A 20160-nucleotide genomic window follows, 5' to 3' on the forward strand; every position below is an offset into this window, starting at 1 on the left:
CCAGGAGGACCGATGAGCACCATCACCGTCCACGTGCCCGCCGTCACCGAGGCGCCGGCCGCCGCGATCGACCTCGCCGAGCGGCGCGGCCTCGAGGGGGCTCGGCTCGGGCTGGTCGACAACGGCAAGCCCCGCGCCGGGGCCCTGCTGCAGATGCTCGGCAAGGAGCTGCAGGAGACCTACGGTGTGGCCGAGGTCGTGATGATCAGCAAGGGCTCCGCCGGCATACCGCTGGACGACGTCCAGGTGGCCGACCTGGCTTCCCGGGTTGACCTCGCGGTCACCGGGCTCGGCGACTGCGGCGCCTGCAGCGCCTGCTCGCTGCAGGACGCCCTGATGCTCGAGCGGGCCGGAGTGGCCTCCACCGTGCTGATCACCGAAGTGTTCGTGCCCATCGTCGCCCGGTTCGCCGCCAGCCTGGGTGCGCCCGGCTACCACAGCCTCGTCGTACCGCACCCGGTGGCGACCAAGGACGACGGTTGGCTGCACGGGCTGGCCCGCTCGGTCCTGTCGGCCGCGACCGTCCAGCTCGGCGAGCCCGCGCTGGTGAGCGCCGGTTGAGCGACCGCCACGGTTCCGACGCAACCGGGGCGGACGGCGTCCAGCAGCGGCGTCCGCGTGCGGACGCCGCCCGCAACCGGCAGCGCGTCTCCGACGCCGCGGTCGCGGTCTTCGCAGAGCGGGGTCTGAGCGCCACGGTGGCCCAGGTCGCCGAGCGCGCGGACGTCGGGAACGCCACCGTCTTCCGCAACTTCGCGACCAAGGAGGACCTGCTCAGCGAGGTGGCCACCCGCTGGCTCGCGGAGTGGGGGCAGGTGCTGGACCAGCGAGTCTCCGCCGACGCCGGCGACGACACCCTGGCGGACCTGATCGCGGAGGTGGTCGAGCGGTTCCGGCAGAACAAGCTGGCCCTCGACCTGCTGCGGGCCGGCGACCTCGACGACCGGATGAGCAGTGCTCGCGCGCACGTCGAGGCGCGCTTCACCGAGGCGCTCCAGCGGGCGCAGCGCGCCGGGCTGGTGCGCGCGGACGTCACCTATGCCGACCTCACCCTGCTCATCCTCGGGATGGCCGGCCGGCTCTCCGACGAGGCCGCGCTGGATCCGGCGCCCTGGCGTCGGCTGGCGGACCTGACGTGGGCGGCGATCCGGGCCTGATGACGGTTCGAGGTCAGGCGGACCGGGCTTGGCAGGGCTTGCGTAGGCTGACGACGTGAGTGAGGACTGGTTCGAGCGGCGTACCCACCGCTGGCAGGACTGGTCGCTCCCCGAGCTGCAGGCCGCCAAGCAGGGCACCACCGTCAGCCTGGTGGTGCCCGCCCGCAACGAGGCCGGCACCGTCGGCGACGTGGTCACCCGGATCCGCGCCTCCCTGATGGAGACCGCCGCGCTGGTCGACGAGATCGTGGTCATCGACTCCGACTCCACCGACGACACCTACGCCGTGGCCACCGACGCCGGCGCCGTGGTGCACCGCAGCGCTGAGATCCGCCGCGACCTCGGCACCCGCCCCGGCAAGGGGGAGGCGATGTGGAAGTCGCTGTTCGTCACCACCGGCGACCTGGTGGTCTTCATCGACGCCGACCTCACCGACTGGGACACCCACTTCGTGCCCGGCCTGCTCGGCCCGCTGCTCACCGACGACTCCGTGCAGCTGGTCAAGGGCTTCTACGAGCGCCCCGGGGCCGACGACCTGGTCGGCGGCCCGCTGGAGGGCGGCCGGGTCACCGAGCTGGTCGCCCGTCCCCTGATCGCACTGCTCTTCCCGCCGCTGGCCGGCCTGGTCCAGCCGCTCGCGGGGAGTGGGCGGTACGCCGGGAGCACTTCGCCACCCTCTCGGTGCCCACCGGGTACGGCGTCGAGCTCGCCGCCCTGGTCGACACCTGGCGGACCCGCGGGCTGGACGCCATCGCCCAGGTCGACCTCGGCACCCGCGCCCACCGGCACCAGCCGCTGCTCGACCTGGGCGCCATGGCCACCCAGGTGCTCACCGCCGGCTGGGCCCGCTCCAGCCACAGCCACCACGCCGACACGATCCCGCTCACCCAGTTCGCCGCCGGGCCCGTCACCCGGGTGCGCGAGGTCGACGTCACCGAGCGGCCCCCCGCCGGCCCGCTGCTGGAGCGCCGATGACGCTGCGGCTCCGCTCCCGCTCGTTCGCCGACGACCAGACGCTGATGATGGCGATCGTCAACCGAACCCCCGACTCCTTCTACGACCGCGGCGCCACCTGGGCCGAGGACGCCGCCTTCGCCCGCGTCGAGCTCGTGGTCGCCCAGGGCGCGGAGATGGTCGACATCGGCGGCATCAAGGCCGCCCCCGGGGTGGAGATCACGGTCGCGGAGGAGAAGGCCCGCGTCGTCGACTTCGTCGCCCGGGTCCGTGAGGCCTTCCCCGACCTGGTCATCTCCGTCGACACCTGGCGCGCCGAGGTGGGCGAGGCCGTCTGCGCGGTCGGCGCGGACGTGCTCAACGACGCCTGGGGCGGGGCCGACCCCGAGCTGGTCGACGTCGCCGCCGCGCACGACGCCGCCATCATCTGCACCCACACCGGCGGGGTGACGGTCCGCACCCGCCCCCACCGCATCGGGTACGACGACGTGGTCGCCGCCGCCATCGCCGACACCACGGCGTACGCCGAACGGGCGCTGGCCGCCGGAGTGCACCGGCAGTCCATCGTGATCGACCCCGCCCACGACTTCGGCAAGAACACCTTCCACTCCCTGGAGCTGACCCGGCGCCTGGACGAGATGGTCGCCACCGGCTGGCCGGTGCTGGTCTCGCTGTCCAACAAGGACTTCGTCGGGGAGACCCTGGACCTGCCCGTCGGCTCGCGCCTGGTCGGCACGCTCGCCGCCACCAGCGTCTGCGCGCTCGCCGGGGCCCGGATCTATCGGGTGCACGAGGTCGTGGAGACCCGGCAGACCGTCGACATGGTGTGGTCGATCGCCGGTCGCCGCCCGCCCGCCCGCGCCATCCGGGGGCTGGCATGAGAGTGGTCGTGGTGCCGCCGGTGCCCGCGCTGCTGCCCGAGCACGCCTCGCTGGCCGACCCCGTCGCCGACCTGCGCGCCGCCTGCTTGGCCGCCGTCGCGCAGCTGGGCAGCACCGTCGAGGTGCTCGCCGAGGACGACCTGGGCCGCCGGGTCGGGGAGTGGCTGCTGGCCGCCCGCGACGCCGCGGACGGTGAGGGACCCGACCTGCTGGTGCTGGCCAACGGGTCGGCCCGGCGCAGCGAGAAGGCCCCGGGGCACCTGGACGAGCGGGCCGCCGACTTCGACGCCGAGCTCGGTGACCTGCTGGCCCGCGGCGATGTCGCCGGGCTGGCCCGGCTCGACCTCGACCTGGCCCGGGAGCTGCTCTCCACCGGCGTCGAGGGGCTGGCGGCACTGGCCGCGCGCGGACTGACGGTGGAGACTGCCACCGTGGAGCACGACGGAGATCCCTTCGGCGTGAAGTACTGGGTGGTGAGGTGGACATGCGCGTCCTGATGCAGCTGGCGCCGGTCCCTGAGGTGGACCTCAGCGACGACGAGCTCGACGAGATCTATCGCATCACCCCTGCCGGGGCCCCGGACGGGGCGTGGCTGCGGGTCAACATGGTGGCCTCCCTCGACGGGGCCGCGCACGGCGAGGAGGGCCGCAGCGGCGACATCAACAACGCCGTCGACAAGCGCGTCTTCTTCGCCCTGCGCCGCATCGCCGACTGCGTGGTCGTGGGTGCGGGCACCGCCCGGGCGGAGTCCTACCGACCCGCTCGGGTCCCGATCGTGGTGGTCAGCCGCTCCGGGGTGGTGCCGGAGTCGCTGCGCGGAGCCGAGCCCGGCAAGGTGCTGCTGGCCACCTGCGAGCACGCCGAGGGGCTCGCGGAGTCCCGCGCCCTGCTCGGCGAGGACAACGTGCTGGTCCTGGGCACCTACTCGGTCAACCTGGTCCAGCTCCGCAGCCGGCTGGTGGCGCGCGGGTGGACCCAGATCCTCAGCGAGGGCGGCCCGCACCTGCTGCACGACCTGCTCGCCGAGGGCGTCGCCGACGAGCTGTGCCTGACCACGGTGCCCCGGGTGATCTCCGGGGAGCACCCGCGGATCGTGCACGGCCCGCCGATCGACGTACAGCTGGAGCCGCTGCTGCTGCTCGAGGAGGACGGGACCCTGCTCGGGCGCTGGCTGGTCACCTGAGGCCGAGGCCGCAGGTCAGTCCAGCACCCGTCCCAGGCTGCTGCCCAGCACCTGCGCGTCGCCGTTGGCGGGGACGAAGAGCGCGGTGGTGAGCACCGAGTGCGTGGTGCCGAGACGGATGTCGTGCAGCGCCACCATCAGGTGGCCGCCGGCCGTCTGCACCATCCGGATCTGGTCGATCGGGTCGAGCCACTCCGTGACCTGCGGCACCGAGCCGGGGGCGGTGTCGAGCAGGGCCTGCCGGGCCCGCCGGACCCCGCGGCCAACCTCCAGGCCCGGAGCCTCCCCGGTGGCCCAGAACGCCTGAACCGCCCGAGATCCCCGGATCGCCCGGGTGATCGCGGTCCTGCTGGGGCTCTTCTGCACCGCCACCGGGTCCGGCAGTCGGCCGCCCCGGATCCGGGCCGACGCGCTGGCCAGCCAGGGCTCGGCGAAGTGCTGGCGGGTGAAGACGGTCAGGTCGGTGCCCTGGCGGCCCTCGAGCACCACCGCGGCCCACATCGGGTACTTGGCGAAGGTGGGGGAGTAGACCGTCCCGGCCGTCACCTCGCGGCGCCGGGCCTCGGTCGCGGGCTTGGCGATGCTGTCGACCACGGCCTGGTACTGCGCGATGCGCAGCAGCGGCCCGGTCTCGGAGATCGGCCAGCGGGAGCCGTCGTACGTCGGGGCGGCGGCACGCTTCGCGGCCCGGGTGTGGCGGTTGAGGTAGTCCTGCACCAGCTCGTCGACCTCTGAGCCCTGGACCGCGGCCTTCACCTGGCTCGGCTCCTCCGCGGTGCCGGTCAGCGTCCCGCACCCCGAGAGCAGGAACAGTGCCAGGAAGAGGCCCAGGAACCGCTTGCGGACCCGGCCCACCCCCCAGGCGAGCGCCATCACCGCGACCGCGGTGGCGCCCATCCGCCCCGGGGTCGGCCGGGTCGGCGGCGGGACGGCACGCAGCGAGACCAGCTCGGTGGAGCTGGAGGTCACGGTGACCGGGACTGGGACCGTGACCGGTGCGGTCACGGGGACGGCGGTGATCACCGGCACCCGGGGCGCGGGGACCTGCGGCGCGATCCTGGTCGAGGTGGCGGCGCTGGAGGTAGCGGCGCTGGAGGTAGCGGCGCTGGAGGTGCTGCGGGCGGTGGTGAAACGGGCCGGGGTGATCGGCCGCGGAGGCGGCTCCGCCGCCTCGCCCTGGCTCGAGGGTCGCGCCGCGGGGCCGGCTGGGGCTGCTGGGCCGGCTGGGGCTGCCGGAGGGTTGCGGTAGCGCTCCGGGACGTCGTACTGGGCAGGCGCCGGCACCCGGGGTGCGACTCCGCGGGCCACCCGCCCGGTGTCTGAGTCGGTGTCTGAGTCGCTGTCTGAGTCGGCGTCCGAGTCGGTCTCGGCGGCCGTGCGGTCGTCGCTGCCGGGCAGGTCGGACCCGTCACCCCGCGCCGCGATCCTGCGGCGCCGCCACCGGGCCGCCGCCCACGCCGCGATCAGCAGCAGGCCGGCGCCGGCGATGATGATCGCCTTGAGGAAGAGTCCGCCGACGTGCACGCCGAAGCTGACCAGCACCCGGTCCGACGGCTTCCGAGCCATGGCCACCACGCCGACCGGCTCCTCGTCCAGCGGCACGATGACCTGCTGCTCGCCCCGACCGGAGCTGCTCTGCCGCCAGCCCACGATCTTGCCCGGCCGCAGCCGCACCGCCTGGCCCTCGACGATCCGTCCGTCGTCGTCGCGCGAGAGCGGCTTGATCTCGTAGTGGCGCACCCCGTCGAGCAGGTCGGTGACGTCCACGCGGTGCGCGCTGGCGACGTACACCCCGCCGGCGGCCTTGGCGGTCACGGCCATCTCGGCACCGCCCAGGGTGCTGAACACCGGGTAGGTCACCACCGGCAGCCCGGTCGCGGCGCCCGAGACGTGGGTGTCGCCGACGCCGATCGTGTCGTCGCTGCCGATGAACAGGGCGCCGACCGAGCCCAGCGACAGGCACAGCAGTCCCAGGACGAGCACCACTCGCCGTCCCAGGACAAGCACCACGCGCCGGTGCAGTCGATGCATGCGCCGGTCCCTCTCCGTTGCAGGCTCTTCGCCGGAGGCTAGCGCAGTGTGGGCGGATGGCGCGCGGTGTCCGTGCCGGTGCTGGACACACCGGCCAGTGGCCGGTCGGGCTTTTCTTCCCGGCCTCGGCGGGGCCGCGCGTGAGGGCTGGCGTGGAACGGCCGAGTCTTCCAGGAGCACTTGCCATATCTCTCGTTCTTAGACGATGCGCATGATATGACTGGTTGACGTCGTGTTGCCTTCGTCACTTTTAGGGAGTGTTCTCGCATGGTTTCCAAGCGTCCCGCCCTCGGTCTTCTCACCGCCATGGTTCTGGCAGGCGCCGCCGCCTGCGGGGGCTCCGGCGAGGGCGATAGCCAGAGCTTCGACATGTACACGCACGTCGGCCTCGACCACCCCGTCAACATTGAGCTCCAGGCCTTCGCTGACGAGGTGGAAGAGAAGACGGAGGGCCGCATCAAGTTCGTCCTGCGGCCGGCTGGCGAGGTGCCGTACACCCAGGACGAGGCCTTGGACACGATGCGCTCGAACCTGATGGACGCAACGCTGGCTACCACGGGCTCCGTCGGGGGCGATGAGCCGCTCTTCGACGTCCCGAGCTTCCCGTTCCTCATTGGGAACGAGGAGGCCTTGGAAGCGGTCCGACCAGTGATCAACGAGCACTTCGACCCGGTCCTGGAGCAGAAGCACAACATGGTGCGGCTCGGTGAGTACGTCTGGCCACCTCAGGAGTTGTGGCTCGCCGATGACTCGGTCTCGGAACTCGCTGACGCCGAAGGGGCCAAGGTGCGCGTCTTCAACACCTCCTTCGCAACGGCCAGCGACGAGATGGGGATGGAGCCCGTGACGATGCCGGCGGCGGAGGTGAACTCCTCGATCCAGCGTGGGGTGATCGAGGGAGCCTGGACGTCGGTCTCCCACGCGATCGGCTCGAACCTCCCCGAGCTGGCCAAGTCGGTCGTCAGGACCGACGCCGGGTACATCTATGACTTCTTCGGCATTCGGGCCGACATCTGGAAGGACCTCAGCGCCGAGGACCAGGAGATCCTGCGCACCGCGGGCGACAACGCCACCGAGCGCCTGATGGAGGTGCAGATCGGGTCCGGCGAAGACGAGTTCTGGCAGGAGGTCGAGGACGCCGGAACAAACATCGTGGTGCCCGACGCGGCTGTCATGGACGCGATCGTCAACAGCCTGAGCCCGAAGTACGACGAATGGGCCTCCGAGCGGGGTCCGGAGGCCGAGGCGTTGCTCGCCGACATCCGAACCGCTCTCGATGAAGACTGAGATGTCCGATCCTGCCTCCGGACAGCCCGCACTGGCGAGGCTGTCCGGGCCAGCAGGCCGATTCGTGGACCTGATCAGTCGGGTGGCTGAGGGGTTGGCTGCACTGGCGCTCCTCGGCGTACTCGGAATCATGGTGGTGGAGATCGCCTACCGAACGTTCTGGGGTCGCTCGACGCTGATCGCCGACGAGTACAGCTCCTACGGACTAGTCATCCTCTCGTTCCTGGGGTTGGCGGGGGCGCTGCGGTCGGGCCAGCACGTCCGGCTGACGATCCTGCTCCAGTGGCTGGGCCGGAGGTTCGGGCCACGCCCCGAGGCCTTGCTGCAGCTGGTGTCGTGCCTCGCTCTGCTGGTCTTCACTGCGGTGCTGGGCTACCACCTCGCGGAGCTGGCTCAGAACTCCTACGAGAACGGCACGGTGTCGGTCACCATCGCCCGGACGCCGCTGTGGATCGTGCAGGGTTTCACCGTCTTGGGCTTCGCGGTGCTGGCGCTGGAGACGGTGCGGCAGACGGTCTTGGCCGCGGGCGACTTCCTCCGCAATGAGCACCCGAACACCAACGTGGAGGAAGTGCTGTGAGCCTTGCAACCATCGTCCTGCTGGCGGCGACCCTCATCCTGCTCCTCGCGGGTGTGTGGGTGGGTGCGGCCCTCGGCCTCGCCGCCTTTCTCGCCGTGCTCAGCCACGAGGGTGGTGCGCCGTTCGGCGGATTCGCCTATGCGGCGTGGAACGGCATAAACAATCCCGTCCTCACCGCCGTACCCCTCTTCCTGCTCATGGGGCAGGCCGTTCTGCGCACGGGAATCAGTGCCGATTTCTACCGAGCGCTCGCCCTCTGGCTGGAGCGTGCGCCCGGCGGGCTCCTGCAAACAAACATCGTGGCTTCCGGCGTGTTCAGCGCCATCGCGGGGAACAGCGTCGCCACAGCTGCCACCATCTCCGAGGTCGCCTATCCCGAGCTGAAGCGCCGCAACTACTCCACGAAGCTGAGCGTGGGGTCCCTGGCAGGGGGCGGCACCCTCGGCATCCTCATTCCGCCCAGCATCCCGCTGATCCTGTATGCAGCCCTCGTTTCCGTCTCGGTAGTCGATCTGTTCGCCGCGGCCATCGTCCCTGGCTTACTGCTGCTCCTGGCCTTCATGGTCTACGTGGCTGTGGCCCACCGACGTAACCCGGTCGTGCCTGACCCTGCGACCGCATCGCCAGACGCGGAGGCGATCACGTGGAGCCACCGCGTCACGGCCCTGCGCGACCTGGTGCCGCTCGGCATCCTCATCGTCGTGGTCCTTGGCGGTATCTACGCCGGCGTCGTCACCGTGACCGAGGCCTCCGCGTTGGGCGCCGTCGGTGCCCTGCTCATCGCCGCGGTCATGCGCAAGCTCACGCTGTCGAAGCTGTGGCAGATCCTGCGGCGCACAGCCGAGGTCACCGCGATGATCATGCTGATCATCGTGGGGGCGCACATGCTCTCCTACGCCTTGGCCATTACCGGGGGCGCGCGGGAGTTGGCGGCGGTGATCACCGACATGGCACCGAACAAGACGGTCTTCCTCATCCTGGTCTATGTGCTGTTCCTCTTCCTAGGGCTGTTCATGGAAGGCATCTCGATGATGCTGCTGACCATGCCGATCCTCTTCCCGCTGCTGCAGCTATACGAGGTTGACCTGGTCTGGTTCGCCATCGTCATGGTGATCCTGATCGAGATCGGACTGATTACGCCGCCAGTGGGGGTCAACCTCTTCATTCTCCAAGGGGTGTCGAAGGAGCCGCTTGGAGTGATCTTTCGCGGAGCCTTCCCATACGTGTTGATCATGCTGGGAGCTGTTGGCGTACTCACACTCTTTCCAGAGATCGTCCTGTGGTTGCCGGGTCGAAGCTAACCGGCAGGAGATCCGGACTGGCATCCGCGTGTGCGCCCGGGAATGGACCGGGGGACTGAGGAGTTGCCGCCAGACGTGACCCACGACCAGGACGCCCGCCGAGTCTCCCTCCTACTCGGCCTGCTCTTCGGGCTGGCCGGCATGGGGTCCGCCTCCGCCGCCATCGCGCTGCCCATGGTCGCCGACGAGTTCGACACCAGCGTCGGCGTCGCCGCCTGGACGATCAGCGGCTACGTGCTGCTGCTGGCGGTCGCCACGCCGGTCTACGGCCGGGTCTCCGACCTCGTCGGCGTGCGGATCCCGCTGCTGGTCGGGGTGGGCCTGATGTCGCTGGGCGCGCTGGCGGCCGCCGCGGCCACCTCGTTCGAGCTGCTGCTGCTGGCCCGGATCTTCCAGGGCGCGGGGGCGGCCGCCGTACCGACGCTGGGGGTGACCCTGCTCAGCGCCCGCTACGAGGGTGAGATCCGCAGCCTGGCGCTCGGCCGGCTGGCCTCGATCGCGGCCGCGGTGAGCTGCATCGGCCCGCTGCTCGGCGGCGTCACCGAGCACCTGTTCGGCTGGCGGGCGGTGATGGCGCTGCCGATCCTGGGGGTGCTGGTGCTGCCGCTGATCTGGAGCGCCGTGGCCGGCGGCGGCAGCGGGGCCAGGCTCGACCTGCTGGGCGCGGTGCTGGTGGCCGGCACCTCCGCCGGCCTGGTGATGCTCGTGCAGTCGCCCTCGACCGGGATCGCGATCGCCGCCCTGGGCGCCGCGCTGCTGCTGCTGGGCGCGCCGCTGGTCCTCCTGCGAGTACGACGACACCCGCACGGCTTCCTGCCTGCCTCGGTGATCGGCAACGGCACCGTGGTGCGCTCCGCGCTGGTGGGCGCGGCCATGCCGGCGTCCTGGTTCGCGATGCTGATCGCGGTGCCCGCGGCCCTGGTCGCCGACGGCTGGGACGCCTGGAAGGTCGGCCTGCTGCTGCTGCCCAGCGCGGTGTTCGCCCTGCTGGTGCCCCGGGTGTCCGGTCCGCTGCTGGAACGCCGCGGCGGCGCCCGGACGCTGGCCGTGGCGGCCGTCCTGGCCTCGGCCTCCCTGATGGTCGCCGCGCTCGGCATCGGTCTGTCCTGGCCGCCCGCCGTTGCGGTCTCCGTGGTGTTCACCACCGTCGCCTTCGGACTGGGCCAGCCCGCCATGACCACTGCGGTCGGCGACGCCGTGCACCCCGACGTACGGGGCGCCGCGCTGGGCATCGCCACCCTGGTCTTCCTCGTCGGCGGCAGCATCGGGTCCGCCGTGGTCGCCGGGCTGGGCGAGGTGGTGGGCATCCCCGCCAGCCTGCTCCTGCTGGCCGCGCTGCCGCTCGCCGCGCTGCTGATCATCCGCCCCGAGATCCGCCGGGCTGACGCCGCGGCGGTTCCACGGCAGTATTGAGCACGACCTCACCAGGAGACGGCATGGACCTGCAGCTCAGCGACCGGGCGTTCATCATCACCGGCGGCTCGGACGGGCTCGGCCTGGCCACCGCCCATCGGCTGGCCGCCGAGGGAGCCCGGGTGGCGATCTGCGGCCGTGACGAGGACCGCCTGGCGCGGGCCGTGACCGGTCTCGCCGACCTCCCCGGGGACGTGATCGGGGTGCGGGCCGACGTGCGCGAGACCGGGGACCTGGCCGCGCTGGTGGAGCGCACCCTGGAGCGCTTCGGGCGCCTGGACGGGGTGATGAACAACGCCGGGAAGTCCGCCGCCGGGGCGTTCGCCGACCTCGGTGACGACGACATCCTCGCCGACCACGAGCTCAAGGTGCTGGCCATGGTGCGCCTCACCCGGCTCGCGCTGCCCCACCTGAAGGAGCACGGCGGCGCGGTCCTCAACAGCCTGGCCGTCTCCGCGAAGGCGCCGGCCGCCGGCAGCCTGCCCACCTCGGCCTCCCGGGCGGCGGGACTGGCGTGGACCAAGGCGATGGCCCAGGAGCTCGCCGGGGACGGGGTGCGGGTCAACGCGGTGCTGATCGGCTACATCGACAGCGACCAGTGGGTGCGCGCGGCTCGCGATGCCGGCCAGGAGTACGACGTCTTCACCGGCGCGCTCGCCGAGCGGCTGCGCATCCCGATGGGGCGCCTGGGTCGCTCCGAGGAGTTCGCCGACGTGGCGGCCTTCCTGCTCTCGCCGCGGGCGTCGTACGTCACCGGGGCGGCGGTCAACGTGGACGGCGGCTTCTCACCGGTGCCCTGAGCCGGGTGCCCTGAGCCCGGTGTCAGGAGACGTCAGCTCTTGGGCACCTTGAGGTCCGGACCGGAGACGGTGTCGCTGCCGTACTGGAACCAGCGGTCGTCGGTGCCGAACAGCTGGGTGCTGGCATGCGCGGAGGTCTTGGCGACCGAGCCGCGCAGCTCGTCGGTGGGGGCACAGGCTGCGGGCAGGGTGATCCGGACCTGACGCTTCTTGGGACGGAACTTCACCGTGCCGGTGGTGCACACCCGGTAGCCGAAGTCGCCCTCGGTGTAGACCCGCGGCTTGTCGTCGGGCTTGAGTCGCCCGTTCTTGCTCTCCTCGTAGCCGAAGCGGAAGGGCAGCACGGCGTCGTCGTCGACCAGGACCAGGGTGATCTCCCAGCTGCGGGTGTAGGTGCCGCGGTAGAGCTCGGCGCCCTTCTGCACCCGTGTGGCCCGGAGTGCGCCCAGGGTGAACGTGGCGCGCATGGAGGAGTCGGCCAGCGCCTCGACCTTGACCCGACGGATGTCGGACTCCTGGGAGCGCGCGGACGCCTTCACCCACGCCGGCGCCTTGCCCGCGATCGCCTGGTCGCCCGCCTTGTCCCGCATCAGGACCTTGGCCTCGACGCTCTGCCCGGCAGCCCCTGCGACGGGTGCCGCCAGGATCAGCAGGGAGGCGGCGAGGGCGGCGATGGCGGACGTGCGGCGGGAGAGCATGGCAGAACTCTGGCACGAGGGCCGCGCCACCCCAGCACGCAACGCCCGCGACGTCTGGACCAACCCGGCTCGCCCGGACCGCTCGTGGGTGAGGATGTGCGGGTGAACACTGAGCCGATGACCCTCGACGACGTGCTGCGCGACCGCTGGAGCTGCCGGGCGTTCCTGCCCGAGTCCGTGCCGATCGAGACCCTGCGCGAGGTCTTCGCCCTGGCCCAGCGCGCCCCGTCCTGGTGCAACACCCAGCCCTGGCGTGCCCACCTGGTCACGGGGGAGGCCACCGCACGGTTCGCCGGGAGCCTGACCGAGCACCTGGCCGGCAGCCCGATGAGCTCGGACCTGCCGATGCCCACCGAGTACGTCGGCGTCGCCAAGGAGCGGCGCCGCGAGTCCGGCTACGCCCTCTACTCCAGCCTCGGCATCGCCCGCGACGACCTGGACGCCCGCGGCGCGCAGATGCTGCGCAACTTCGAGTTCTTCGGCGCCCCGCACGTCGCGATCATCACCACCGACGCCCACCTGGGGGTGTACGGCGCGGTGGACTGCGGCGGCTACGTCGCCACCCTGCTCAACGCCGCCCACTCCCGCGGCGTCGCCTCGGTCGCGCAGGCCGCGATCGCGATGTACTCCGACCACGTGCGCGACTTCCTGGACCTGCCCGCCGACCGTCAGGTGCTCTGCGCGGTCTCCCTGGGGTACGCCGACCTCGAGCACCCGGCCAACGCGTTCCGCACCAGCCGGGCTGGGCTGGAGGAGACGCTCGTCGTCGTGGACTGAGCAGCCCGCCCCCGCCGGTCCTAGGTCGATGGCGTCGACCTTGCGACTGCCCTAAATATCATGATAATAATTCGTTTCAATTCGGCTGGCTCACCCCGGGGTCGCCTGATAGCGGATGCGGAGAGCGAGCGCATGAGCGTAGTCCTGGTCACCGGCGGGGCGCGCGGCATCGGCGCCGCCATCGCCTCCCGACACGTCGCCGCGGGCGACTGCGTGCTGGTCGCCGACGTCGACGACGCCGCGGGGGAGCGTCTGGTCCTGGAGCTGGGTCCGCGTGCCCACTACGCGCGGTGCGACGTCACCTCCGAGGACGAGGTCCGCGCCTGCGTGGCCCACGCCGAGCAGCACCTCGGTCCGCTGGACGTCGTCTACGCCAACGCCGGCGCAGCCGGCGTCACCGGTCGCCTGGAGAGCACGTCTCTGCAGGACTGGAGGCAGACGGTGGACCTGCTGCTGACCAGCGTCTTCCTCACCGTCCGCGAGGCGATCGCGGTGATGCGCCCTCGCGGACGTGGGGCGATTGTCTGCACCGCCAGCGTCGCGGGCGTACGAGGTGGCCTCGGTCCGCACGTCTACACCGCCGCCAAGCACGGTGTGGTCGGACTGGTGGAGTCGGTGGCGGTCGAGGTTGCGCGCTACGGGCTGCGGATCAACGCGGTGGCACCGGGTGGCGCGGTCAGCTCGCTCACGGCAGGCCTGATGTCCGGCGACGGCGACGACCTTCAGGCCGCCTACGACCGACTGGCGGCGACGTCCGCGAGCGGGGTGCCAACGACTGCCGACGACGTCGCGGATGCGGCGATGTTCCTAGGCGACCCCCGCTCGTCGCGGATCAATGGCACTTGCCTGGTCGTCGACGGAGCCGACTACGTCCCGTCCCAGAGGGGACTGCCCTACTACTCCTGAACAACGGCAGCACGCACAGCGCCCCGGACCCGCAGCGCGGATCCGGGGCGTAGCGATCTTGCAGCGACGCACACCTGGGCGCACGTCGCAGTGGATGCCTAGTGCTCGTGGATGCCTAGTGCTCGTCGTGCTCCTGCGGCGGCATCGCGGCGACCAGCGGGTGGTCCTTGTCGATCGGACCCATCTTGGAGGCACCACCGGGGGAGCCGAGGTCGTCGAAGAAGTGGACGTTGGCGTCGTAGAAGCCCTTGTACTCCTCCGGGGTGTCGTCCTCGTAGGTGATGGCCTCGACCGGGCACACCGGCTCGCAGGCACCGCAGTCGACGCACTCGTCGGGGTGGATGTAGAGCATCCGCTTGCCCTCGTAGATGCAGTCGACCGGGCACTCGTCGACACAGGCGCGGTCCTTGAGGTCCACGCAGGGAGCTGCGATCACGTAGGTCATGGGTCTCTTTCAGTCAGGAGTGAACTCGGGGTGCAAGCGGGGTGGTGCTGTGCTCAGTCCTCGACCGTCCACACGTCGGCGCCGTCGATCAGCGCCTGGAACTGGCCGGTGGTGCCGCGGCCCTGGTCGACCTGCTCGCGTGCCTGGTCGTCGTACGTCGGGCGCTCGACGGAGCGGAAGATGCCGATGGGCGACTGGTTGAGGTAGCCGGAGTCGGTGAGCCGGGAGATGGCGAACGCCATCGTGGGGTCCGGGTGGTGGGCGTCGTGGACCAGGAGCTCGCTCTCGGGCACGTCGGCGACCAGGACCGGCTCCACGCCGCCCCCGGCCGAGCGGACCAGACCCTTGGTGCCGAGGCCGTTCTCGTCGTGGGTGCCGAAGCGGATCTGCTCGCCGTGGACCAGGGGGATGATGGCGTCCTGCTTGGTGTCGGGGTTCTTGATGGCGTCGAAGGCGCCGTCGTTGAAGATGGGGCAGTTCTGGTAGATCTCGACCAGGGAGGTGCCGCGGTGGGCGGCGGCGGCGGCGAGCACGGAGGTGAGGTGCTTGCGGTCGGAGTCGATGGTGCGGGCTACGAAGGTGGCTTCGGCGCCCAGGGCCAGGGAGACGGGGTTGAAGGGGTGGTCGACGGAGCCCATGGGGGTGGACTTGGTGACCTTGCCGGCTTCGGAGGTGGGGGAGTACTGGCCCTTGGTGAGGCCGTAGATGCGGTTGTTGAACAGCAGGATGGTCATGTTGACGTTGCGGCGCAGGGCGTGGATGAGGTGGTTGCCGCCGATGGAGAGGGCGTCGCCGTCGCCGGTGACGACCCAGACGGAGAGGTCTTCGCGGGCGGTGGCGATGCCGGTGGCGATGGAGGGGGCACGTCCGTGGATGGAGTGCATGCCGTAGGTGTCGAGGTAGTAGGGGAAGCGGGAGGAGCAGCCGATGCCGGAGACGAAGACGATGTTCTCGCGGCGCAGGCCGAGGTCGGGCAGGAAGGACTGGACGGCCTTGAGGACGGCGTAGTCGCCGCAGCCGGGGCACCAGCGGACCTCCTGGTCGGAGGTGAAGTCCTTGCCGGTCTGCTTCTCGCCGTCGGCCAGCGTCGGGACGCCGTCGGTGCCGCCGCGGGTGATCATGGGCAGGTCCACGGTGGTCATCGCAGTGCCTCCTGGAGGTCAAGGTCGTCGGACGGGGCGGGGGGCGTCTGCCCGAGGTCGGCGAGGGCGGCGAGCAGGATGCCCTCCATCTCCTCGGCGCCGAAAGGCATGCCGCGGACGTTGGTGGCCGACTGGGCGTCGACGAGGAACTTGGCGCGCAGCAGCAGCGAGAGCTGGCCCATGTTCATCTCCGGCACCAGGACCCGGTCGTAGCGGGCCAGGATCTCGCCCAGGTTGGCCGGGAAGGGGTTGAGGTGGCGCAGGTGCACCTGGGCCACGTCGAGGCCACGGTCGCGCACCCGGCGGGCGCCGGCGCCGATCGGGCCGTAGGTCGAGCCCCAGCCGATCACCAGCAGGCGGGCGCGGCCCGACGGGTCGTCGACGACCAGGTCCGGGATGCTCGCGGCGACGCCGTCGACCTTGGCCTGGCGCAGCTTGACCATCCGCTCGTGGTTGCCGGGGTCGTAGGAGATCTCCCCGGTGTTCTCCTTCTTCTCGATGCCGCCGATGCGGTGCTCGAGACCGGCGACGCCCGGCGGCGCCCACGGGCGGGCCAGGGTGTCGGCGTCGCGCAGGTAGGGCCAGAACTCCGGCTGCTCCGCGCCGTCCTTGTCCACGCCGACGTGGTTGGGCTCGGTGGCGAAGGCGGGGTCGATCTTGGGCAGGCTCGCCACGTCGGGGAGCTGCCACGGCTCGGAGCCGTTGGCCAGGTAGCCGTCGGAGAGCAGCATCACCGGGGTGCGGTAGGTGATCGCGATCCGGGCGGCCTCGATGGCGGCGTCGAAGCAGTCGGAGGGGGACTGCGCGGCGATGACGGGCAGCGGCGCCTCGCCGTTGCGGCCGAACATCGCCTGCATCAGGTCGGCCTGCTCGGTCTTGGTCGGCAGCCCGGTGGAGGGGCCACCGCGCTGCACGTCGATGACCAGGAGCGGCAGCTCGAGCATCACCGCGAGACCCATCGCCTCGGACTTCAGCGCGACGCCCGGGCCCGACGTGCTCGTGACGCCCAGGTGACCGGCGTACGAGGCACCGAGGGCGGCGCCGATGCCGGCGATCTCGTCCTCGGCCTGGAAGGTGGTCGCGCCGAGCCGCTTGTGCTTGCTCAGCTCGTGCAGGATGTCCGAGGCCGGGGTGATCGGGTAGGCGCCGAGGAAGACCGGCAGGTCGGCCAGGTGGCCGGCGGTCAGGATGCCGTAGGAGAGCGCGGTGTTGCCGGTGATGTTGCGGTAGCGGCCGACCGAGGTCTCGGCGGGCTTGACCTCGTAGGACACGGCGAAGGACTCGGTGGTCTCGCCGAAGTGGAAGCCGGCCTTGAAGGCGGCGACGTTGCCGTCGCGGACCTCGGGCTTCGAGGCGAACTTGGAGGTGATGTAGTCCAAGGTGCCCTGGATGGGCCGGCCGTACATCCACGAGAGCAGCCCCAGCGCGAACATGTTCTTCGAGCGGGCCCCGTCCTTGCGGGAGAGGCCGAACTCCTTGGTCGCCGCGACGGCCATGCCGGTGAGGTCGAGCGCGTGCACCTGGAAGTCGTCCAGGGAGCCGTCCTCGAGCGGGTTGCTCGTGTAGGTGGCCTTGGTCAGGTTGCGGTTGGTGAAGTCGTGGGTGTCGACGATGATCACCGCGCCGGGACGCAGGTCGGCGATGTTCGCCTTCAGCGCGGCGGGGTTCATCGCGACCAGGACGTGCGGGAAGTCGCCCGGGGTGAGGATGTCGCGGCTGGCGAAGTGCAGCTGGAACGACGAGACGCCGTGGACGGTGCCCTGGGGGGCGCGGATCTCGGCGGGGAAGCTGGGGAACGTGGACAGGTCGTTGCCGAAGGCCGCCGTCTCCTGGGTGAACCGGTCACCGGTCAGCTGCATGCCGTCGCCCGAGTCCCCGGCGAACCGGATGATCACGCGCTCGACCTGTTCGACCGGCTTTGCTACCGACTCCATGAAGACTCCGATGCTCGAGATGGTTCGAGTGATGGCTGACACCACTTAACTCTGATAATGAATCTTACGGAAACTCAGTGGTTCGTCAAGGTGTGGCGTTCAGATCGCGCCCCGCTGCGCCATTCCATTCCATGCATATGATTGCTATGGTCGTGCGTGGGATGACGATCACCCCAGAGATTTTCGCACCAGTGCCGAGGAGACCTTTGATGCCAGCGGAGAAGCGGAGCGCGAGCACCTACATCGACGGCGTGTGGTCAGACGGTGCGTCCGGTGACAGCTACGTGTCGATGAACCCGGCCACCGGCCAGCCCATCGGCGAGACCGTCACCAGCTCGATCGCCCAGGTCGACGAGGCTGTGGCGAGCTCGCGTCGGGCCTTCAGGTCGGGCGAGTGGCCCACGTGGACCCCCGAGATGCGCGCGGACGCGATCAACCGGTTCGCCGACCTCCTCGAGCGCGAGCGGGAGTCGATGTCCCGGGTGATCGCGACCGAGGTGGGCACCCCGATCGCGGCGTGCCGCAGCATGCAGGTCGGCGGCCCCATCGAGGTGCTGCGCTGGTACGCCAAGATGGCGATCAAGGGCCCGCGCGGCGGCTACGAGCAGGCGCTGCCCCTCTACAACACCCCGGTCCCCTCCGCGAGCCTGCTGCACTACGAGCCGGTCGGCGTCGTCGCCTGCCTCCCGGCCTACAACTACCCGCTCAACCTGCTGGTGTGGAAGCTCGGCGGCGCACTCGCCGCCGGCTGCACCTCGGTGGTGCTGCCCTCCCCGCAGGGCCTGCAGAGCACGCTGCGGATCTTCGAGATCCTCGACGAGGTCGGCCTGCCCGCAGGCGTGGTCAACCTGGTCACCGGCGGACCCGAGATCGGCATCCACCTGACCAGCCACCGCGACGTCGACATGGTCTCGTTCACCGGCTCCGACGGCGTCGGTGCCCAGGTCATGGCCCAGGGCGCGCTCGGCTCGCTCAGCAAGGCCGTCCTCGAGCTCGGTGGCAAGAGCCCCAACATCGTCCTCCCCGGCGCCGACCTGGCCGCCACCGTGGGTGCCTCCATCCTGCGCTTCGCCCGCAACGCGGGCCAGGGCTGCGCGGCCTGGAGCCGGGTGCTGGTCCCTGAGGACAAGGTGGACGAGTTCTGCCGCCTGGCCGACGAGTTCATCAAGACCGTCAAGGTCGGCGACCCGCTCGCCGAGGACAGCGTCGTGGGACCCGTCATCTCCGCCGCCCAGCGCGACAAGGTCGAGGCCTGGGTCGCCGAGCTGCTCGAGAGCGGCGCCAGCTGGGGTGCCGGCGGTGGCCGTCCCGAGGGTCTGGACGAGGGCCACTTCGTGCAGCCCGGCCTGCTCCGCGACGTCGACCCGGACCACCCGCTGGCCGACACCGAGTTCTTCGCCCCGATCGGCATGATCTTCGGCTACCGCGACGTCGACCACGCCGTGGAGCTGGCCAACAACACCCGCTACGGGCTGGCCAGCAACGTCTTCGGTCCCCTCGACGAGGCGATCGAGGTCGCCCGCCGGATCCGCGCCGGCACGGTGACCATCAACGGCGGCGCCGGCATGCGCCCCGACGCCCCGTGGGGCGGCCCCGGTCGCAGTGGTGTCGGCCGCGAGCTCGGCGAGGACGGCTACGCCGAGTTCTTCGAGGTCAAGCACATCCAGTACGCCCTGGCCGGCATCACCAAGCCCCCGGGCACCTGAGCGAATTCGAGATCTGAGACAGAGTGGAGAGCACAGTGGGACGTTTCGACGGCAAGACAGCCATCATCACCGGCGGCGCGCGGGGCCAGGGGCGCTCGCACGCGCTGCGTCTGGCCAGCGAGGGTGCCAACATCGCGATCCTCGACATCGCCGGACAGATCGACTCGGTCGCCTACCCGATGTCGACCACCGACGACCTCGCGTCGACCGAGCGGGAGCTCAAGGAGCTCGGCGCCGAGGTCCTCGCGGTCCAGTGCGACGTGCGTGACCAGGAGGCCGTCAAGGCCGCGGTCGCAGCGACCGAGGAGCGCTTCGGCGCCATCGACATCGTCCTCGCCAACGCCGGCATCATGGCCAGCTACGGCAAGAACAAGCACGACATCGCGGCCTGGCACGACTCGGTGGGCACCATGCTCAGCGGGGTCTACTACCTGCTGCACGCCGTGACCCCGGGCATGATCGAGCGCGGCCGCGGCGGCGCCATCTGCATCACCGGCTCGACCTCCAGCTACATCGGGGTCGCCTACAAGGAAGAGATGCTGAACCCGGGCCAGATGGGGTACGGCGCGGCCAAGACCGGCGTGCTGTCGCTGATGCGGAACTTCGCCATGGTGCTCGGCAAGCACGGGGTGCGCGTCAACACCGTCATCCCCGCCGGCGTCTCGACCAAGATGATCGACAACGAGTTCTTCACCGCCGACCTCTCCGGCGACGCCCCCGGCGGCTGGATGGCGAACGTGATGGAGCGCGGCCCCGTCGAGCCCGCGGAGATCACCAACGCGGTCACCTGGCTCTGCTCCGACGAGGCGCGCTTCGTCACCGGTCAGACGCTCGCCGTGGACATGGGGACCCTGCTGCTCTGAGGCGGCCGCCGTACGGCGCCGGCGCAAGCTTTTCTTCTCAATGGGGTCCTCGCGGCCCAGTGACCCAGGTCGAACCGCCCACGGGATCGGGCCGACCGGAAA

20 protein-coding genes and 1 pseudogene are annotated in these 20160 nt (G+C 70.9%); 16 read left to right on the forward strand and 5 right to left on the reverse strand.

Annotated elements, in window-relative coordinates; translation table 11 throughout:
* Positions 1–12 precede the first annotated feature (12 nt).
* The 7 genes and pseudogenes from C0R66_RS18575 to C0R66_RS03335 all read left to right on the forward strand — a co-directional run bounded on the left by C0R66_RS18575 (position 13) and on the right by C0R66_RS03335 (position 4175).
* Positions 13–561 (forward strand): UGSC family (seleno)protein, encoded by a 549-nt coding sequence (locus C0R66_RS18575; protein WP_158647875.1) that lies wholly within the window; start codon positions 13–15, stop codon positions 559–561.
* Positions 558–1157: a TetR/AcrR family transcriptional regulator gene (locus C0R66_RS03315; RefSeq protein WP_158647876.1), complete on the forward strand. Its 600-nt coding sequence runs from the start codon at positions 558–560 to the stop codon at positions 1155–1157. Before C0R66_RS18575 ends, C0R66_RS03315 begins: the two co-directional genes overlap by 4 nt.
* A gap of 55 nt (positions 1158–1212) precedes the next feature.
* A pseudogene (locus C0R66_RS19280) lies at positions 1213–1764 on the forward strand (glycosyltransferase); the annotation flags it as partial.
* A 74-nt stretch (positions 1765–1838) separates the two neighbouring features.
* Positions 1839–2132: a glycosyltransferase family protein gene (locus tag C0R66_RS19285; RefSeq protein WP_241901552.1), complete on the forward strand. Its 294-nt coding sequence runs from the start codon at positions 1839–1841 to the stop codon at positions 2130–2132.
* Positions 2129–2992, forward strand: coding sequence for a dihydropteroate synthase (folP, locus tag C0R66_RS03325; RefSeq protein ID WP_101523504.1), 864 nt, complete (start codon positions 2129–2131; stop codon positions 2990–2992). The genes C0R66_RS19285 and folP overlap by 4 nt, the downstream gene beginning before the upstream one ends.
* Positions 2989–3489, forward strand: a complete 501-nt coding sequence (locus tag C0R66_RS03330; protein WP_101526009.1) for a class III extradiol ring-cleavage dioxygenase family protein — start codon at positions 2989–2991, stop codon at positions 3487–3489. The genes folP and C0R66_RS03330 overlap by 4 nt, the downstream gene beginning before the upstream one ends.
* Entirely contained in the window at positions 3477–4175 is a 699-nt protein-coding gene (locus C0R66_RS03335; protein ID WP_101523505.1) for a dihydrofolate reductase family protein, read from the forward strand. The genes C0R66_RS03330 and C0R66_RS03335 overlap by 13 nt, the downstream gene beginning before the upstream one ends.
* 15 nt (positions 4176–4190) lie before the next feature.
* Here C0R66_RS03335 and C0R66_RS03340 read toward each other — a convergent pair whose 3' ends face one another.
* Positions 4191–6206, reverse strand: coding sequence for a DUF8094 domain-containing protein (locus C0R66_RS03340; RefSeq protein ID WP_101523506.1), 2016 nt, complete (start codon positions 6204–6206; stop codon positions 4191–4193).
* Positions 6207–6473: 267 nt separating this feature from the next.
* Between C0R66_RS03340 and C0R66_RS03345 the strand changes: the two genes are divergently transcribed.
* From C0R66_RS03345 to C0R66_RS03365, 5 genes are all read left to right on the forward strand, one after another.
* A complete protein-coding gene (locus tag C0R66_RS03345; RefSeq protein ID WP_101523507.1) occupies positions 6474–7493 on the forward strand; it encodes a TRAP transporter substrate-binding protein in 1020 nt (339 codons plus the stop codon).
* A 64-nt stretch (positions 7494–7557) separates the two neighbouring features.
* Positions 7558–8073: a TRAP transporter small permease subunit gene (locus C0R66_RS03350; RefSeq protein ID WP_158647877.1), complete on the forward strand. Its 516-nt coding sequence runs from the start codon at positions 7558–7560 to the stop codon at positions 8071–8073.
* A complete protein-coding gene (locus C0R66_RS03355) occupies positions 8070–9374 on the forward strand; it encodes a TRAP transporter large permease (protein ID WP_101523509.1) in 1305 nt (434 codons plus the stop codon). The genes C0R66_RS03350 and C0R66_RS03355 overlap by 4 nt, the downstream gene beginning before the upstream one ends.
* Before the next feature lie 75 nt (positions 9375–9449).
* A complete protein-coding gene (locus C0R66_RS03360) occupies positions 9450–10787 on the forward strand; it encodes an MFS transporter (protein ID WP_158647878.1) in 1338 nt (445 codons plus the stop codon).
* Between the two features lie 23 nt (positions 10788–10810).
* Positions 10811–11587 carry an SDR family oxidoreductase gene (locus C0R66_RS03365; protein WP_101523511.1) on the forward strand — a complete coding sequence of 259 codons (777 nt, stop codon included), beginning with the start codon at positions 10811–10813 and terminating at the stop codon, positions 11585–11587.
* Between the two features lie 32 nt (positions 11588–11619).
* Here the strand turns inward: C0R66_RS03365 and C0R66_RS03370 are convergent, their stop codons facing one another.
* Complete coding sequence (locus tag C0R66_RS03370) at positions 11620–12285, reverse strand: hypothetical protein (RefSeq protein ID WP_101523512.1); 666 nt, start codon at positions 12283–12285, stop codon at positions 11620–11622.
* A 102-nt stretch (positions 12286–12387) separates the two neighbouring features.
* Between C0R66_RS03370 and C0R66_RS03375 the strand changes: the two genes are divergently transcribed.
* Both C0R66_RS03375 and C0R66_RS03380 read left to right on the forward strand, forming a co-directional pair.
* Positions 12388–13062: a nitroreductase gene (locus tag C0R66_RS03375; protein ID WP_241901553.1), complete on the forward strand. Its 675-nt coding sequence runs from the start codon at positions 12388–12390 to the stop codon at positions 13060–13062.
* 132 nt (positions 13063–13194) lie between these two features.
* Entirely contained in the window at positions 13195–13968 is a 774-nt protein-coding gene (locus C0R66_RS03380) for an SDR family NAD(P)-dependent oxidoreductase (protein WP_158647879.1), read from the forward strand.
* Between the two features lie 115 nt (positions 13969–14083).
* On the opposite strand, the gene fdxA is transcribed toward C0R66_RS03380, so the two are convergent.
* The 3 genes from fdxA to C0R66_RS03395 are packed head-to-tail and all read right to left on the reverse strand — an operon-like array spanning position 14084 to position 17489.
* Positions 14084–14413: a ferredoxin gene (fdxA, locus tag C0R66_RS03385; RefSeq protein WP_101523514.1), complete on the reverse strand. Its 330-nt coding sequence runs from the start codon at positions 14411–14413 to the stop codon at positions 14084–14086.
* Positions 14414–14466: 53 nt separating this feature from the next.
* Positions 14467–15555, reverse strand: a complete 1089-nt coding sequence (locus C0R66_RS03390) for a 2-oxoacid:ferredoxin oxidoreductase subunit beta (RefSeq protein ID WP_101523515.1) — start codon at positions 15553–15555, stop codon at positions 14467–14469.
* Complete coding sequence (locus tag C0R66_RS03395) at positions 15552–17489, reverse strand: 2-oxoacid:acceptor oxidoreductase subunit alpha (protein ID WP_101526011.1); 1938 nt, start codon at positions 17487–17489, stop codon at positions 15552–15554. Before C0R66_RS03395 ends, C0R66_RS03390 begins: the two co-directional genes overlap by 4 nt.
* Positions 17490–17698: 209 nt before the next feature.
* On the opposite strand from C0R66_RS03395, the gene C0R66_RS03400 reads away from it, so the two are divergent.
* Together C0R66_RS03400 and C0R66_RS03405 are read left to right on the forward strand one after the other, a co-directional pair.
* Positions 17699–19195 (forward strand): aldehyde dehydrogenase family protein, encoded by a 1497-nt coding sequence (locus C0R66_RS03400; protein WP_158647880.1) that lies wholly within the window; start codon positions 17699–17701, stop codon positions 19193–19195.
* Positions 19196–19230: 35 nt separating this feature from the next.
* On the forward strand, positions 19231–20058 hold the full coding sequence (locus C0R66_RS03405; RefSeq protein ID WP_101523517.1) for a mycofactocin-coupled SDR family oxidoreductase: 828 nt from the start codon (positions 19231–19233) through the stop codon (positions 20056–20058).
* Positions 20059–20160 lie beyond the last annotated feature (102 nt).

The organism is Nocardioides houyundeii, from assembly GCF_002865585.1.
Classification (GTDB): Bacteria; Actinomycetota; Actinomycetes; order Propionibacteriales; family Nocardioidaceae; genus Nocardioides; species Nocardioides houyundeii.